Below are 16,968 nucleotides of genomic sequence, written 5' to 3'. Positions count from 1 at the left end.
ACATGAGCGAGACCGTGGAGGCAGCAGAGACGACCATCCTCGTCGCCGACGACGATGAGGATATTCGCGCATTGATCGCGGAGCAGCTCGCGCGCGAGCGCTATGCCGTGCGTGCGGCCGGATCGATCGCCGAGATCCGCCGCCATCTCGCCGCCGAGCCGATCGATCTGCTGGTGCTCGACCTCAACCTGCCCGACGGCGACGGCCTCGCGCTGTGCCGCGAGCTGCGTGCCGAAGGCCATGTCGGCGCGATCATCATGGTGACGGCGCGCGGCGGCGCGATCGATCGGGTGCTGGGGCTGGAGCTGGGTGCCGACGATTACCTGACCAAGCCGTTCGAGCCGCGCGAGCTGCTCGCCCGCATCCGCAACCTTCTGCGGCGCCAGCGGGCCGAGCCGAGCGGCCGGCCGCGCGGCGCGCGCTTTGCCCGCTTCGCCGACTGGCGGCTCGACCTGCTCCAGCGGCGGCTGGTGGCGCCGGACGGGCGGCTGGTGATCCTGTCGTCGGGCGAGTTCCGCCTGCTCGACCGCTTCGTCGACGCGCCCAACCGCGTGCTGACGCGCGAGACGCTGTCGCCCGAGCGGCGCGCGACGGTGGCGTTCGATCGCACGATCGACCTCCAGATCAGCCGCCTGCGCCAGAAGCTGAGCGATGCCGGCGGCCCAGGCGAGTTGATTCTGACCGTCCGCAACGAGGGCTATGTCTTCGCCGCCGACGTGGGCTTCGAATGAGGCGGATCGCGGCCTTCATCGGGTCGCTCCGCGGGCAGATCATCCTGCTGCTGACGATCGGCATGTCCGCCGCCGCCTTCGTCGCCCTGCTGATCTCGGAAGACGCGCAGGCGCACATGTTCCGGCGGCTGCGGTTCCAGAACGTTGTCGCCAGCGCCACCGACGTGGCACACCGGCTGGATGTCGACCCCGAGCGCAGCATGCGGCTGCTCACGTCCGACGAAATCCTCGGGGCACGCGCGCCCTCGCCCGGCCTGCATGTCCGCGATCCCGAGCCGCTGCTGACGGCGCTGCTGCGCGAGCGGCTGGGGCCGACCGCGGCCGGCCAGGCGGTGAGCGGCGAGCAATGCTTCCCGATCCATCGCTTCAATTGGCGGGTGATGGCGGCGGGCATCGCGCAGATGCCGAAATCGGATTGCTGGCTGGTCGAATATCGCGACCGCACCGGCGTGCAGCGGAACATCGCCATCGGCCTGCCGCGCTTCGTGCTGCCGTCGCGCATGACGCTCGACCCGCTCTATCTCGTGCTCATCATCGGCGCGAGCGCATTGCTGGGGACGCTGACGGCGCAGATCGCCGCGTCGCCGTTGCGGCGCCTGACGCGCGCCGCGCGGACCTTCTCGGTCGCGTCCGATCCCGCCCCGATTCCCGAGGAAGGGCCGGGCGAGGTGCGCACCGCGATCGCGACCTTCAACCTGATGCAGCGCCGGGTGATGGAGGGGCTGAGCGAGCGCACCCAGATCCTCGCCGCGATCAGCCACGATCTGCAGACCCCGCTCACCCGCATCCGGCTGCGGCTCGAACAGGTGCAGGACGAGCCGCTGCGCGAACGGCTCGTCGCCGACCTCGCGGCCATGCACAAACTGGTGCGCGAGGGCCTCGATCTCGCGCGCAGCAGCGAGAGCAAGGAGGAATGGCAGGTGGTCGACATCGACTCGCTGCTCGCCAGCCTCGCCGAGGATGCCGCCGAATTCGGCGCCGACGTGCGCTACGTCGACGGCTGCGGCGCCAGCGTGCGCACCAAGCCCGACGCGCTGATCCGCTGCCTCAACAATCTGGTCGACAATGCGGTGAAATATGGCGGCTCGGCCGAGCTGCGCTGCGTACGATCCGGCTCGGTGCTGGAGATCCGCATCCGCGATCACGGCCCCGGTTTGCCCGAAGAGGCGCTGGAGCGCATGTTCGAGCCGTTCGTCCGGCTGGAAACGAGCCGCTCGCGCGCCACCGGCGGCAGCGGCATCGGCCTGACCACCGCGCGCGCGCAGGCGTCGCTATTCGGCGGGACGATCAGACTCCGCAACGCACCGGGCGGCGGCCTGCTCGCAAGGGTGCGCCTGCCTATCTAGGCCGTGGGCTTATGGCGGCGGTGCTGCCTACGATTGGCCGGGAATGGTGAATTGCGGACAGGCTGCTTTCTGATGCGAGGACAGCAAAATCTGACGGCTTTATCCGTCCCAGTCGAAGTCCAAAGCCGAAAGTGCCAGAGTCCTTCTTTCCTATCATCAGAGGTCAGCCGCGCCGCGCTTCTGCTACGGCAGCTTACAGGACACGCATACGTCGAAAACTCGAAACGGATGCACGTCATTGAAAACATATATCTTTTGACGACCTGTTAATTTTTATTAACTCATGCGCAGTCGATTGCACGCATCGTCCAGTCGATTGGCGAGGATTTAATTATGCGGAAAAGTCGGCTTTTCCTGTCGGCGGGCATTGCGCTCGCTGCAATCACGGTTTCCGTACCGGTTTCGGCCACCACCTATGTCTTCCAGCTCAGCGGATCCCGCGATGCCCAATTCAGCATCGATACCGCGACCACGCCGGATTATCAAAGTTCCAGCTTCATCGGCGATCAGGTGTCGTACAATAATGTCGCCGGCTCGTTTGGGGGTGTAACCGGCGCGGCCACAGTTGGCTTTGGCACGTTCCTCGCCGCGACACTGAACATTTTGGGCTCACCCCAAGGCTTCACGCAGTTTGCGGGCCCCGATCTATTCTCGCTTGTCAACAATGCTCCCGTATTCAACACGGGCACTTTCACGCTCAACAGCATTGTCTCTGGCCAGAGCAGTCTGACGATTTCGGTCGCGCCCGCCGCCTCTGTTCCCGAGCCTGCGACGTGGGCGATGTTTATCGGCGGTTTTGGCCTTGTTGGATCGGCGATGCGTCGCAAGAAGGCTGCCGTCAGCTTCGCCTGACTTCAAATGGACGCGCCGCCGGTCCTGCGATCGGCGGTGCTTCTTTCTGTCATTAAGCGGCGTATACAGCTGGCCCGCACGGCAGCTTAAAAGATCGAACGTGTCGGGTCGGAACGTCCGCAAATGGGCGAAAGCGGCCATCACTATTTCGTCATCCCGGACTCGATCCGGGATCCAGCTTCTTCCCTTATCGGTAAAGGAAAGCGGGACCCCGGATCAGGTCCGGGGTGACGGTGGAATGTGGGTGGCTGCCACCGAGACACGATCCGGTTGGCCGTCTCGTCGCCCCACCGCAGTCCGCACCGAACGGGCCCGATTGAACCGTTACGCCTCCTGCACGTTCGCCCGGCGCGGATCAGCAACATTCAGTCACGCGGCACATCCGATAACGCGGCAGGGGGCAGGTGGACACAAGGCGGCTCGTCGGCCTCGGCGGCATCCTGCTCGCGGCAATGGTCGCGCAGCTCAACGATCAGGTGACCGCGACCGCGCTTGCCGACGTGTCCGGCGGGCTTGGCATCAGCCATGACGACGGCACCTGGCTGCGCACGCTCTACGTGACCGGCGAGGTGATCGGCATGTGCATGGCGCCGTCGCTGGGCGTCGCTTTCTCGATCCGCCATTTCGCACTCTTCGCGATCGGCCTGTCGTGCGCGGCGACGCTGCCGATCCCGCTGTTCGGCGCCGATCCCGCCATCCTGCTGTCGCTGCGCGCATTGCAGGGGCTCGCCGCGGGCTTCACGATCCCGCTGCTGATGACGACCGCGCTGCGCGTGCTCGATCCGCCGATCCGCCTCTACGGCCTCGCCGTCTACGCGCTCACCGCGACCTTCACCCCCAACCTCGCGACGACGCTCGCCGCCCTGTGGACCGACGTGGTCGACGACTGGCGCTTCGTCTTCTTCGAGGCGCTGCCCTTCTGCGCGGTGGCGGCGGTGATGGTGTGGTGGGGGATGATGCAGGATCCGCCGAACTACGATCGCCTGCGGCATTTCGACTGGCCGGGGGCGCTGCTGGTAGCGGCCGGCTTCGGCAGCCTGTCGATCGTGCTGGAGCAGGGCGACCGGCTCGACTGGTATAATTCATCGGTCATCGCGGTGATGACGTTGGTCGCGATCCTCGGCATCGCCGGCTTCCTGATCCGCGAGACGCGCGCCGAGCAGCCGCTGATCCGGCTCGACCTGCTCAAGCGGCGCAACTTCGCCTACGCCGCGCTAACGCTGATCTTCTTCCTCGTCATCGCGCTGTCGGCGAGCCAGGTGCCGCTGACCTTCCTCGAGCAGGTCAAGGGCTACAAACCGCTGCAGGCGCACTGGCTGACGCTGGAGGTGGCGGCGACGCAGCTCGTGCTGCTGCCCGCCACCGCTCTGCTGCTCGACATCGAGTGGGTCGATTCGCGCTGGGTGAGCGCGGTCGGCTTCGCCTGCATCCTCACCGCGTGCATCATGGGCCTGTTCCTCACCCCCGCCTGGACGCGCGACCAATTCTTCCTCCAGCAGATGCTGCAGTCGGTGGGCTTCTCGTTCGTCGTGATGCCGTTGCTGATGATGGCGACCAACGTCGTCGATCCCAAGGAAGGCCCGTACGCATCCGCGCTGGTCAACGGGCCGCGCGCGGTGGCCGAGGCGATCGGCGCGTGGCTGATCGAACTGATCGGGCGCTGGCGCGGCGGGCTCCACCGCACCCGCATCGTCGAGACGATCGGCGCGGACCGGCTCAACCTCATCCAGGCGGCGCCGATCCCCGGCGCGGTCCGCCCCGCGCTGACGCCGCAGGGCGTGCCGAGCGCGCCCGGCGCGCTGGAGGCGCTCAATAGCGGCGTCGATGCGGCGGTGACGACGCTGACGACGATCGACACGTTCCTGGTGCTCGGCTGCCTGGTCATCTTCCTGATGGCGGTGCTGGCCGTGCTGCCAGAGCGTACCTATCCCCCGCGCATCCAGCTCGCGAAGCATTGAGAGACCTGATGGCCGACGAACCAGACGATCAGGACAAGAAGCAGCAGGAGGAGCACGACAAGCGCGAGGCCGAGAAGCACGAGCGCTCGGCGCGCTGGCCGTGGATCCTCGCCGGCGCGATCGTGCTGCTGTTCGTGGTGATCGTGCTGCTGATCGTCTTCCTGCCGCACCGCCGGGTGAAGACCGACGACGCTTACGTGGCCGCGCATTACTCGGCGGTGGCGCCGCGCGTGGCGGGGCAGGTCGCGGCGGTGACGGTCGACGACAATCAGGCGGTGCGCGCCGGCCAGCCGCTGGTGGTGATCGACGATCGCGATTTCCGCGTCGCGCTCGATCAGGCCGAGGCGGCGGTGGCGGCCGATCGCGCGCAGGTCGATCAGGCGGAGGCGCAGGTCTATCGCCAGCCCTCGCTGATCCAGCAATCGTCAGCGCAGGTGTTCGCGGCGCGCGCGCGGCTGGCGCTGAGCGAGGCCAATGCCGCGCGCTACGACCATCTCGCCACCACCGGCGCGGGCACGGTGCAGCAGCACCAGCAGGCCGACGCCCAGCTGCGACAGGATCAGGCGAGCCTGCGCTCGGCCGAGGCCGATCTGTCGGCGCAGCGGCACCAGCTCGACGCGCTCAAGGCCAACCGCACCACCGCGCAGGCGAAGGTGCAGGCCGATCTGGCGCAGGTCGAGCAGGCCAAGCTCAACCTGTCCTACACGCGCATCGTCGCGCCGATCGACGGCACCGTTGATCAGAAGAGCGTGCAGGTCGGCAATTATGTCAGCCCCGGCGCGGCGATGATGATCGTCGTGCCGCTGCACCAGGTCTATATCGAGGCCAATTATCGCGAGCTGGCACTGCGCCACATGCGGCCGGGGCAGCATGCGCGCATCCATGTCGACGCCTATGACGTGTGGCTCGACGGCGTGGTGCAGAGCCTGCCGGCGGCGTCCGGCTCGGCGCTGTCGCCGATCCCGCCGAACAACGCGACCGGAAACTTCACCAAGATCGTCCAGCGCCTGCCGGTAAAGATCGCGGTCGTGCCCAACCAGCCGCTCGCCCGCCTGCTGCGCGTCGGCATGTCGGTCGAGACGATCGTCGATACGCATCTCGACGACGTGGTCGGGGCGCAACGCGCCGGCGACGGCACGATCCGATGAGGCGCTTCGCCTGCGTCGGTGCGCTGGCGCTCGCCGGCTGCACCGTCGGCCCGAATTTCGAGCGGCCCAAGCCCGCCGCGCCCGCTGCCTACGGCACCGAGCCGCAGGACGTCACCAGCCGCACCTATGCCGGCGAGGTCGATACGGCTTGGTGGAAGAGCTTCGGCGATCCCGAGCTCACCGCGCTGGTCGATCGGCTGGGGAAGCAGAATCTCGACCTGCAGAGCGCCGCCGAGCGCATCGGCCAGGCGCGCGCCCAGCGCACGATCGCCGCCTCGCTGGGGCTGCCCCACGCCGGTGGGCGCGCAACTTATACGCACGAGCGCGAGAGCGCGAACGGCACCGCCTCGCTGGTCGAACCCGCCCCCGGTGCGCCGCTGGAGTTCGACCTCTACCAGCCGCAGGTGCAGGCGAGCTGGGAGCTCGATCTGTTCGGCAAGGTGCGCCGCGCGGTGGAGGCGGCCAGCGCGCGCACCCAGGCGGAGATCGAGGCGCGCAATGGCATCGCTCTGTCGGCGGTGGCCGAGCTGGCGCAGGATTATCTGATGCTCCGCCAGTTGCAGGCGCAGGATGCGGTGCTGCGCGACAATCTCGCCGCGGCCCGGCGTCGCGTGGGGCTCACCCGCGACCGTTTCGCCAGCGGCGTCGCCACCACGCTCGACGTCGCACAGGCCGAGGCACAGGCGACCGAGATCGCCCAGTCGCTGCCGTCGCTGCGCAATCAGGAGGCGGCGATGGAGAACGCCGTCGCCTTCCTCCTCGCCGAGCCGCCGCGCGCGCTCGCCGACGAGCTCGGCCGGCCTGCAGCCCAGCCGCCGGTGCCGCCCGCCGTCCCCGTCGGCCTGCCCGGCGAATTGATGCGCCGCCGCCCCGACATCCGCCAGGCCGAGGCCGAATTGCACGCCGCCACCGCCGACACCGGTGTGGCGGTCGCCAACTTCTTCCCCTCGATCAGTCTCGGCGGCAATTTCGGCACCGAGAGCCTGCATACCGGCACCATATTCGACTGGGCGTCGCGAGCGTTCATGCTCGGGCCGACGGTGAATATTCCCTTCTTCCAGGGCGGGCAGCTCAAGGGCACGCTGGCGCTGCGCAAGTCGCAGCAGCGCGCGGCGGCGATCGCCTACCAGCAGGCGGTGCTGCGCGGCTGGCACGATGTCGACAATGCGCTGACCGGCTATGCCGAAGCGCAGCACGAGCGCGACAATGCCGCCGCGACGGTCGCCGCCGAGCGGCGCGCGCTCGCCGCCGCCGAGGATCAATATGCCTCGGGGGTCGCCACGCAGCTCGACGTGATCTCCGCGCAAGGTGCGCTGTTCCAGGCAGAGGACGGCGTGGTGCGCGCGCAGGCGCAGGTCGAGATCCGCCTCGTCACGCTCTACAAGGCATTGGGCGGCGGCTGGAGCTACGCCGCCACGACGCCCTGAGGCATCCCCGTTACGGCCGGCCGGCCTGGCTGAAGCCCATGCCCGGCACGCGATCGATCGCCGGCGCGGCCGGCCAGTGCAGCCACTCGGCGAGCGGCAGCGACGGCCAGCCCACCCCGCCGAGCGCGCGATAGGCCCGACGCGTCGAGACGAGCAGCAGCCACACGCCGACGCTCGCGAACAAGGCGAACAGGAAATGCGGGATCGGCGCGCGCGCCTTCCATGCGGGCACGAAATGCTCGATCAGCGCGAAGCAGAAGCGGTGCAGCAGGAAGACGGTGAAGGCCGCCTGGCTGATGATGCCCGCCACTGATGCCCGCCACCTGCGCGACGATGCGCGGCAGCAGCAGCGTGCGGAACAGCACGAAGATCGCCCCGCTGACGATCAGCCACCAGAAATCCAGCCGATGCACGCCCCAGCCCACCGCCGAGCCGAGCGCCACGCAGCCGATGGCGAGGAGCACGGTCAGCGCGGTGGGCGGTCGCGCCACGACGAGGAAGAAGATCACCCAGCCGAGCGTGAAATTCCACAGATACAGGTGCGGCAGATCGTGGTTGAGATATTCAGTGTTCCACACGAACGGCAGGGCGTAGCGCAACCCCGCGCCCACGAGGAATATGGCCAGCGAGAAAGCCAGCATGTGCGACAGCGCCACCCTGCCCAGCGGCGTCAGGAACAACAGATAGAGCAGCACGAACATCTGCAGCATCACCTCCGGATACCAGAGGGGGAACAGCGAGATGCGATCGCGCGTCCACCAATTGCTGACGAACAGCAATTCCCGCGCATCGAACCGATGCAGCGCGGCGAAGAAGAAGAGTACCAGCAGGAAGCTCGGCACGCCGATGCGCAGGCCCAGCCGGACGAGCGCCGCGCGCACCGATTCCGGCGTCCCGCCCTGCAGCGAGAAGCGGGCGAAGTTGAACCCGGACAACATCATCAGGAAGGTCATGCCGCCGCCGAATGCGCCGAGCGCACTGGGATTGGCGTGATTCCACACGATGCTGCAGATCGCCGCCGCGCGCATGAACGCATCGGTATCGATCCGCGTGAGGCCGCTGCGGGCGAGATCAGAAGGCTTGCGCAACGGGGCTCTCCTGTTCGAGCACGTCGACCGGGGCATTTTCCCATCCCAGCGGCAGGTGGCCCAGATATTGGGTCAGCGCGACCGATGTCTGAACGTAGCTCAGCGAATCGCCGGCGAGGCTGACGAACGTATCGTTGCCGTCGACCGCCGGCAGGTTGAGGATCGTGCCATAGATGTGGCGCACCCCGCGCCATTGCGGCTTGATGATGCCGAGGATCTGGCCGGCCTCGATCGCGATCTGCTTGGCGAAGCGGGCGGAGAGGATGGTGCGGACGGCACCCGGCCGCTCGGCTTCTTCCTTCGCCAGCCGCGCGGCGGCGAGCGCCTCGATCGCGCCGAAATCGATCTTGCCGTTGGCGCGCAGCGGTATCTTGGGCGCGCGCACCACCTGGAACATCGCCTCGGGCAGCTTGAGCCGCGACGCGAGGAAGGCGGCGATCGCGGCATCGTCGCCCGGATCGCGATCCGGCCTGACGACGACGATCCGCGCGTCCGATCCGGTGCACACCACGCCGGGAAAGGTCTCGCGCAGCACCGCCTGCAGTTCGTCGAGATTGACGCGAATGCCATAGGGTTTGACCAGCCGGCTCAGCCGCCCGACGATGCGATACAGGCCGATCTCGTTCCGGCAGGCGAGATCGCCCGTATGGTGCGGCGCGGGCGCCCGCCCGGACGCGAGGTCGTCCGCGCTTTCGGCATAGCCCATCATCACGTTGGGGCCGGAATAGACCAGCTCGCCGGGCCTGCCCGCCTCGCCGATCACGCCGCCGTCGCTATCGATCAAGGTGATCGCGCCGCCCGGCACGGGAATGCCGATGCAATCGGGATAATGTTCGGCCAGCTCTGGCGGCAGATGCGCGATGCGTGGCGCGCATTCGGTCTGCCCGTACATGACGTGGAAATTCCAGCCATGCTGCGCGCCGAGCTGGACGAAATGCCGCACCTTCTGCGGATCGAGCCGCCCGCCCGCCTGCGTCACGTAGCGCAGGCTGGGAATCTCCGCCCAGCTCGGGTCGGCGATGCTGAGCACGTCGAAGCTGTAGGGCACGCCCGCGAAGCTGGTCGCCTCGTTCTGCCTGAACGTGTCGAAGAATGCCGGATCGCTGATCGGCGCGTCGTTGAGCAGGACCGCCGCCCCGGCCATCAGGTGCGAGTTGATGACCGACATGCCGTAGGAATAAGCGAACGGCAGCGAGGTCATCGCGCGATCGTCGGGCATGATCTCCAGATACTGGGCGATCGCGGTCGCGTTCGACGTGATGTTGGCGAACGACAACTTGACCAGCTTGGGCGAACCGGTCGATCCTGACGTCGACAGCAGCAAAGCGAGATCGGGATGCAGTTCGCACGGCAGATCGTGGTGCAGCAACGCAAGCGGCTCGGGCCGCGTCGGGCGCAGCACGGCGCCCGGCCGATAGCGCTCGATCAGGTGGCGGGGAACGTCTCCGTCCTGATCCGCGAACAGATAGACCGGGTGTCCACCAAGCAGGCAGCCCACATAGCTGCAGATCGCGTCGATGCTGTTCGACGCTTCCAGAAAGACCAGCGTCCGTCGGGAACCGATCTGCTCCGCGATCGCGTCCGCCCGGCGCAGCAACTCGCCATAGACGAGCTGCTGCCCATCCGGAGTGATGAGCGCAGGGCGAGCGAAATCCACCGAAAGACGCTGACGAAATACGCCATGCGCCTCAGAATCCATCCTAATTCATCCCTGTAGTCCACGCTCGCCCGCGACGAGCCGGTCTCCCCCCAACGGCTGCTACCGCCAATACCACCCCTGTACAACGGCAGGGTTTCACTCGATTTAACCGGAACGGTTTGACAATTTTGGCGCTGCAGCGACGCCGATTTTACGGAATCGCCGACCGGATTTTGCACCTTCGCCCGACGATTGCCGCGCATTAGCAACCGTTCATCGAACGCTTTTTCTCGCACCTGCACAAACAGGCTGACGGCGACGCGTCCTGTATGTTAACGATCTTCTTGCGTCTGCTCGCCCGGTGCGGCCAGTCGTCCGGCTACAAGGGGCGCGTCTCGCATGTCAGACTTGTATTGGTTGCCGGTCGCGGCCGATTGGGGCGACCGACTTGCCACCGCACGTAATCAAACAGGCGAAGCGGCCTGGGCCGAACTCGTGCAGCTCGCGCGGACGCGCCTGGATTTCACCAAAACGGAGCGACTAGCGCGCGTCGTCACCCGGCTGTTCGGGAATGAGCCCCCGGCCGGCCTCGCCGCGCCGCCGGTGCGACTTGCACTGCTGGGCTCGTCGACCGTCGAGCATCTGATTCCGGCGATCCGAGTCGCCGGATTGCGGCGCAACATGTGGATCGAGGTCTATACCGGCGCCTACGGCCAGTATTTCCACGAGCTGGCCGATCCGGGCTCGGCATTGCACGCCTTCAACCCAAACGTGGTCCTGTTCGCGCAGGATGCGCGGCACCTCGTCAGCGCTGCCGCCGCGACGCGCGACGGCAATGCGGCCGAGCAGGAATTGCGGTCGGTGATCGGCCGACTGGATCAGGCGTGGAGCCTCGCCCGCGGGCTTGGCGCGCACGTGCTCCAGCAGAATGCGATGCCGGTGTTCCCGGCGTTGATCGGCTCGAACGAACATCGCCTCGCCTGGTCGCCGCGCGCGCTGGTCGACACCTTCAACGCGATGCTGCGCGATCAGGCGGATGCCAGCGGTGTCGACATCGTCTCGCTCACCCAGGCGGTGGAGCATCACGGTCTCTCGACCTTCTACGATCCCGCTCTGTGGTATCGCGCCAAGCAGGAGATCCACCCGCTGGTCGCGCCGCTCTATGGCGATCTGGTCGGGCGCGCCGTCGCCGCGCGCTTCGGCCGCTCGTCCAAATGCCTCGTGCTCGATCTCGACAACACCCTGTGGGGCGGCGTGATCGGCGACGACGGGCTGGAGGGCATCGTGCTTGGTCAGGGCAATGCGGTCGGCGAGGCGCACCTCGCGCTGCAGGCCTATGCGCACGATCTGTCCAGCCGCGGCGTGATCCTCGCGGTCTGCTCCAAGAATGACGAGGCCAATGCGCTCGAGGCGTTCGAGAAGCATCCCGAGATGAAGCTGCGGCGCGGCGACATCGCCTGCTTCATCGCCAACTGGCAGGACAAGGCCACCAACCTGCGCGAGATTGCGCGCCAGCTGAATATCGGCATCGATTCGCTCGTCTTCGTCGACGACAATCCGTTCGAGCGCAACATCATCCGGCGCGAGTTGCCGATGGTCGAGGTGCCGGAGCTGCCGGAAGACCCGACCACCTACGTCAACACCGTCGCCGACGCCGGCTATTTCGAGGCGTCGACCGTCACCGCCGACGATGCCCAACGCGCCAGCCAATATCAGGCGAACGCGCAGCGCGACGCCGCCAAGGCGCAGGTGACCGACGTGGCCTCCTACCTCCAGAGCCTGTCGATGGAGATGCTGTGGCGGCCGTTCGATGGCGTAGGCGCCTCGCGCGTCGCCCAGCTCATCAACAAATCCAACCAGTTCAACCTGACCACGCGCCGTTATTCGGACGCCGAGGTGCAGGCGCTGATCGGCGTGGACGATACGATCACGCTGCAGCTGCGCCTGACCGACACGTTCGGCGACAACGGGATGATCTCGGTCATTATCGCCCGCCCCTCCGCCGCCGATCCGGCGATCGCCGAGATCGACACGTGGCTGATGAGCTGCCGCGTACTGGGCCGCGGCGTCGAGCAGGCCGCGCTCAACCTGCTCGCCGAACTGGCGCGCGAGGCGGGCTTCGCCGGGCTGCGCGGCACCTACATCCCCTCGGCCAAGAACAGCATGGTCGCCGAACATTACCGCAAGCTCGGCTTCGCCGAGGACGGTGCCGGCGACGAGGGCACGACCTACTGGATGCTCGATCTCGCGGCCTATCAGCCGCACGCCACCTACATCGCAACGATAAAGGAATAAGCAGCATGGACCGCGCCCAGATCCTGTCCGACCTCACCACCATCATGCGCGAATATTTCGACGACGAGACCCTGGTACTGACCGAGGACACCACCGCCGACGAGGTCGAGGAGTGGGATTCCCTCAGCCATGTCAACATCATGGCGGCGGTCGAGCAGCATTTCGGGATCAAGATCGCGACGGCCGAGGTGGACCACCTCAAGAATGTCGGCGAGCTCGTGAACCTGATCGAGAAGAAGACGGCCTGACGTCGGGGAGGGCGCACCGATGCTCTTCACATCCTGGCCGTTCCTGCTGGTCTTCCTGCCGCTCGCCATTGCGGGCTACGGGGTCACCAGCCTGTGGGGGCGCACGCCCGCCATCCTGTGGCTGATCGCGGCGTCGCTCACCTTCTACGGCTTCTGGGCGCCCTATCTGATCGTCCTGATCTCGATCTCGATCGCGTTCAACTACGGCATATCGGTCGCCATCCGCCGCACGGCGGATCGGCCAGGATTGCAGAAGGGGTTGCTGATCGGCGGCATCACCGTCGATCTGCTGGCGCTGTTCTACTATAAATATGCCTATGCCCTGCTGAGCTTCTTCGCCGGCTACGGCTATCTGTCGGCATTTCAGGGCATGGCGTCGGTCGTGTTGCCGCTCGGCATCTCGTTCTTCACCTTCACCCAGATCGGCTATCTGGTCGACTGCCGCGACGGGGTGACGAAGGACAACAGCCTGTCGGACTATGTGCTGTTCGTCACCTTCTTCCCGCACCTGATCGCGGGACCGATCCTGCACAATGGCGAGATGATGCCGCAGTTCGCCGATCGGTCGAACTACGGCCTGCGCGCGCGCAACATCGCGCCGGCGCTCACCTTGTTCGTGCTCGGCATGCTGAAGAAGTCGCTGCTGGCCGACACATTGTCGCCCAACGTCGCGGCGGGCTTCGCCAGCGCGGCGTCGATGCAGCTCGTCGGCGGCTGGACGACGGCGCTGTCCTACTCACTGCAGCTCTATTTCGATTTTTCGGGCTATTCCGACATGGCGATCGCGCTGGCGATGCTGTTCAACGTCCGCTTCCCGCCCAATTTCAACTCGCCCTACAAGGCGCGCAACATCGTCGATTTCTGGCAGCGCTGGCATATGAGCCTGACGCGCTACCTGACCCAATATCTCTACAACCCGATCGCGATGGCGATGCGCCGCAGCCGCATCGCGCGCGGCCGGCCGATGACGCGCAAGGCGCTGGAGACGCCGGGCGCCTTCGCCGCGCTGGTCGCCTATCCGACGATCCTGACGATGGCGCTGGCGGGCATCTGGCACGGCGCCGGCCTCCAGTTCCTCGTCTTCGGCGTGCTTCACGGCCTGTATCTGACGATCAACCACGGCTGGCGGATGTTCCGGCCCAAGCCGCCCAAGGGCGCGGAGAAGCGCGAGCCGCCGCTGCCCCAGATCGTGCTGTCGATGGCGATCACCTATTTCGCCGTGCTGCTGGGCCAGGTCTTCTTCCGGGCCGCATCGTGCGGGCAGGCGGTGGATCTGCTCGCGGCGATGGTCGGGCTGCACGGGGTCGAGCATAATGGCGCGGCGGTGGAGCATGCCGGCATGGTCAAGCGCGTGCTGGCCCATCTCGGCATCTTCGACCTGTTCACGCCCGCGCGGATCAAGCAGCTCGCGCAGATCGCGGTGAGCTTCGCGATCTGCTGGTTCATGCCCAACACGCAGCAGATCATGGCGGTCGCGGAACCGGTGCTCGGCAACCTGCCGCCGCCGGCGCCGCGGTGGCTCCAATGGGGGCCGACGCCGCGCTGGGCCGTGACGATCGCCTTCGCCGCCCTGCTCGCGTGCCTGTCGCTCGGCGGCACCTCCGAGTTCCTGTACTTCCAATTCTGATGGAGAGCGCCATTCCCTCCGCGAAGCGCTATCTGCTCGTCCTGGCGGCGGTCTTCGTCTGCGCGTTCGGCGCGGTCTGGGCGTTCACGCTCTATGGCCGCGCCGGCTTCCTCGACATGGATTACGGCCAATGGACCGCCAAGGCCGAGATGCTGAAATCGTGCGACGTCGGCGAGGTCGCGATCATCGGCGATTCGCGCGCGGCGGCCGGGTACGCGCCCGCCATGCTGGGAACGGGCATCCGCAATTTGGCGCTGACCGGTGCCACGCCGGTCGAAACCTATTTTCAGGCGAAGCGGATCGCCGCCTGCCCGCGCCCGCCGCGCGTGGTGATCGTGTCATTCTCGCCGCGTCAGTATTTCGAGATGAACTGGTTGTGGCTGCACGCCGTCAGCTACGGCCAGCTCGGCTTCGGCGACCTCCAGCAGATCGCTGCCGACGAGCATGCGCTCCATCGCTCCGATCTGTATCACGGCGCGTTCGGCTCGGAGCCGCCGCCGCCGATGAAGAACTGGATGTATGCCTATCACTTCCCACCCTACGATTTCGCGAGCCTGATCGGCGCGCATCTGGTCGGGCGGCGTCATGAGAATGCGAAGATTGAGGCGGACACGCTTCGCCAGGGCGGCCAGCACGTCAACGGCATTCCGGCCAAGTGCGCGACCGGCTTGGCGTGGGAAGCGACGCAGAAGACGTTCACCGCCAACCCGCTGGTGACGCTCTACCTGCAGCGAATGCTCAAGCTGTTCGCGGATCGGCACATCGCCGTGGTGTTCGGGCCGACGCCGATGAGCGCCGCCAGCATGCGCATCCTCGACCCGGCCTATGCGGCGGGCTATCGCGCCTATCTCATGCAGCAGGCGGCGCCCTACGCCAATGCGCGCTTCGCGCCTGATCTGCTGACCACGCGGCCCGATTGCGCATTCGGCGACGCGCACCACCTCAACCAGGCCGGCGCCGAGGCGTTCAGCCGTGATTATGCGCCGGAGCTTGGGCGGCTGACGGCCGATATCCCGCACGGGTGAAGTCGAGCGACCGGGCCCGATCGCTCGATATTTGGCCGGATCCAGGCCTGCCCCGGCGGCCCGCTTCGTTCAGAAGGCGCGGAGCGCGGGGCGGCGCTGCCCGACCCGTCGCTGCGACAGCCCGACGAGCAGCAGGCTAAGCTCGATCAGCAGGATGACGCTCAGCCAGACCATGCTGAACACGCTGAACAGGACGTAGGGCGTGCCCTGCGCCAAAGTGGTACGCAGCTGCACCGACACATAAGCCGCAAACGTGCCCATCAGGATCGAGCGCGTGCGGATGGCGAGCGCGACATAGGCCGACCCCAGCGCACTCATGAAGCCGACGATCACCATCATGATCGCAAGACCGCCCCACCCGAAGGTATGCAACCCCAGCGGCTCCAGCGCCGCCGTATAGGTCACGCTGCCGGCATTGCGGTGCAGCGAGGTGCGGATCTTGTCCGGCGCATAGCCATTTGAATAAAAAGCCGGGCCGATCGAGGCGCGCAGCGCAAAGATGTCGATGTCCTTGACCGTCAGCGCCTGGATGTTGCGATCGACCATCTCGCCGTCCCAGTTCCAGACCGGGGCGCCGAGGCCATATTGCAGATACCAGAGCTCGCCCTGGCCGACGACGCGCCCGCTCAGCCGCTGCGCGGTCGCGGTCGGATTCTGGCGGCCGAGATCGGAATAGATAAACCACGTCACCGCGAACACGACCATCAATGCGGCCGCGGCCGCGACGGCATAGCGCCCGATCTGCTGGAGTACCGCGCGCGCGTTGAGATAGAGATAGGGCGCGAAAAACGCCGAGAGCGATGCCAGCATCGTGAAGAACTTGTCGCCGAACAGGAAGTACATCACCATCAGCGCGGTGTAAGCCAGCTTCGCGAGCTGCCGGACGGTCGCCTGCGCGGGCAGGCAGAACACCACCATGCCCAGCATGAAGCTGGTCACGAACTTCAGATTGAGGATGTACAGCGTGCCCTTGTCCGCGAAGACGCGGCGGAAATAGAAGCGATCCATGCCGGTGAGCAACGGGAAGCCGCTTCGCGCGCCGCTCGCCAGCAGATCGAGGATCATGATGCCGCTAAACGCCACCAGGCCGAGCGCGATCGGCGTCGCCAGCCGATCGAACAACGGCGTCAGCGGATAGCCGGACTTGCCCTGCGTGTTCCGGTTCAGCAACCGGAACAGCAGCACATAGCTGACCAGCGAGATCGCCGTGTAGACGGCGAACGCCGGGGCACATCCGCTCGGCGCGCCGATCAGGCCCAGTTCCGGAATCTGCGAATCGAAGGGAATCAGCGCGAGCGCGACGAAGGTCGACGCTTTCTCGATCAAAGTGGGGAGGAGCAAAGCCGCGCCGGTGGGTTCCGCCCGCACCAGCAGGATCACCAGCCATGCATAGGTGCCGAGCGACGCCACCGACCACCAGACGCTGGCGAAGATCGTCGAGAGCAGCCACGATCCGAGCAGCCATGCGACGCAAAGCGACAGCTCGACCGCCAGGATCGTGGAGCGCCGGCCCTCGTCGTAACGCCCGCTGCCGTACGAGCGACGCCGCGCAGCGACCGTTCGCCAGGCCATGGAAAGCCGATC

The 16,968-nt window shown here is 66.7% G+C and carries 12 protein-coding genes and 1 pseudogene; 10 read left to right on the top strand and 3 right to left on the bottom strand.

Features of this window, described 5'->3' with window-relative positions:
* Positions 1-2 precede the first annotated feature (2 nt).
* The 6 genes and pseudogenes from K8P63_RS02320 to K8P63_RS02295 all read left to right on the top strand — a co-directional run bounded on the left by K8P63_RS02320 (position 3) and on the right by K8P63_RS02295 (position 7,462).
* Positions 3-731 (top strand): response regulator transcription factor, encoded by a 729-nt coding sequence (locus tag K8P63_RS02320; RefSeq protein ID WP_223798278.1) that lies wholly within the window; start codon positions 3-5, stop codon positions 729-731.
* The gene (locus K8P63_RS02315) at positions 728-2,077 is read left to right on the top strand and encodes an ATP-binding protein (protein WP_223798277.1); all 1,350 of its coding nucleotides are present in this window, start codon (positions 728-730) and stop codon (positions 2,075-2,077) included. The genes K8P63_RS02320 and K8P63_RS02315 overlap by 4 nt, the downstream gene beginning before the upstream one ends.
* Positions 2,078-2,830: 753 nt before the next feature.
* Positions 2,831-2,929, top strand: a pseudogene (locus K8P63_RS20920) (PEPxxWA-CTERM sorting domain-containing protein); the annotation flags it as partial.
* A 404-nt stretch (positions 2,930-3,333) separates the two neighbouring features.
* Complete coding sequence (locus tag K8P63_RS02305; RefSeq protein ID WP_223798275.1) at positions 3,334-4,887, top strand: MFS transporter; 1,554 nt, start codon at positions 3,334-3,336, stop codon at positions 4,885-4,887.
* A gap of 8 nt (positions 4,888-4,895) precedes the next feature.
* Positions 4,896-6,035, top strand: coding sequence for an HlyD family secretion protein (locus tag K8P63_RS02300; RefSeq protein WP_223798274.1), 1,140 nt, complete (start codon positions 4,896-4,898; stop codon positions 6,033-6,035).
* Entirely contained in the window at positions 6,032-7,462 is a 1,431-nt protein-coding gene (locus tag K8P63_RS02295; RefSeq protein WP_223798273.1) for an efflux transporter outer membrane subunit, read from the top strand. The genes K8P63_RS02300 and K8P63_RS02295 overlap by 4 nt, the downstream gene beginning before the upstream one ends.
* Here K8P63_RS02295 and K8P63_RS02290 read toward each other — a convergent pair.
* Both K8P63_RS02290 and K8P63_RS02285 read right to left on the bottom strand, forming a co-directional pair.
* On the bottom strand, positions 7,441-8,550 hold the full coding sequence (locus K8P63_RS02290) for a hypothetical protein (RefSeq protein ID WP_223798272.1): 1,110 nt from the start codon (positions 8,548-8,550) through the stop codon (positions 7,441-7,443). The genes K8P63_RS02295 and K8P63_RS02290 overlap by 22 nt on opposite strands.
* Positions 8,534-10,249: an AMP-binding protein gene (locus K8P63_RS02285; RefSeq protein WP_223798271.1), complete on the bottom strand. Its 1,716-nt coding sequence runs from the start codon at positions 10,247-10,249 to the stop codon at positions 8,534-8,536. Before K8P63_RS02285 ends, K8P63_RS02290 begins: the two co-directional genes overlap by 17 nt.
* A 339-nt stretch (positions 10,250-10,588) precedes the next feature.
* On the opposite strand from K8P63_RS02285, the gene K8P63_RS02280 reads away from it, so the two are divergent.
* The 4 genes from K8P63_RS02280 to K8P63_RS02265 are packed head-to-tail and all read left to right on the top strand — an operon-like array spanning position 10,589 to position 15,384.
* Positions 10,589-12,484 (top strand): HAD-IIIC family phosphatase, encoded by a 1,896-nt coding sequence (locus K8P63_RS02280; RefSeq protein ID WP_223798270.1) that lies wholly within the window; start codon positions 10,589-10,591, stop codon positions 12,482-12,484.
* 5 nt (positions 12,485-12,489) lie between these two features.
* The gene (locus K8P63_RS02275; protein ID WP_223798269.1) at positions 12,490-12,732 is read left to right on the top strand and encodes an acyl carrier protein; all 243 of its coding nucleotides are present in this window, start codon (positions 12,490-12,492) and stop codon (positions 12,730-12,732) included.
* A gap of 19 nt (positions 12,733-12,751) precedes the next feature.
* The gene (locus K8P63_RS02270; protein WP_223798268.1) at positions 12,752-14,359 is read left to right on the top strand and encodes an MBOAT family O-acyltransferase; all 1,608 of its coding nucleotides are present in this window, start codon (positions 12,752-12,754) and stop codon (positions 14,357-14,359) included.
* Complete coding sequence (locus tag K8P63_RS02265; RefSeq protein ID WP_223798267.1) at positions 14,359-15,384, top strand: hypothetical protein; 1,026 nt, start codon at positions 14,359-14,361, stop codon at positions 15,382-15,384. Before K8P63_RS02270 ends, K8P63_RS02265 begins: the two co-directional genes overlap by 1 nt.
* Positions 15,385-15,453: 69 nt before the next feature.
* Here K8P63_RS02265 and K8P63_RS02260 read toward each other — a convergent pair whose 3' ends face one another.
* Positions 15,454-16,956: a DUF6418 domain-containing protein gene (locus K8P63_RS02260; RefSeq protein ID WP_223798266.1), complete on the bottom strand. Its 1,503-nt coding sequence runs from the start codon at positions 16,954-16,956 to the stop codon at positions 15,454-15,456.
* Positions 16,957-16,968 lie beyond the last annotated feature (12 nt).

Origin of the sequence: Sphingomonas nostoxanthinifaciens (assembly GCF_019930585.1) — a bacterium.
GTDB lineage: Bacteria > Pseudomonadota > Alphaproteobacteria > Sphingomonadales > Sphingomonadaceae > Sphingomonas_I > Sphingomonas_I nostoxanthinifaciens.
Note: the sequence above shows the minus strand (reverse complement) of the source record. Positions and strands in the feature narration are given on the sequence as shown.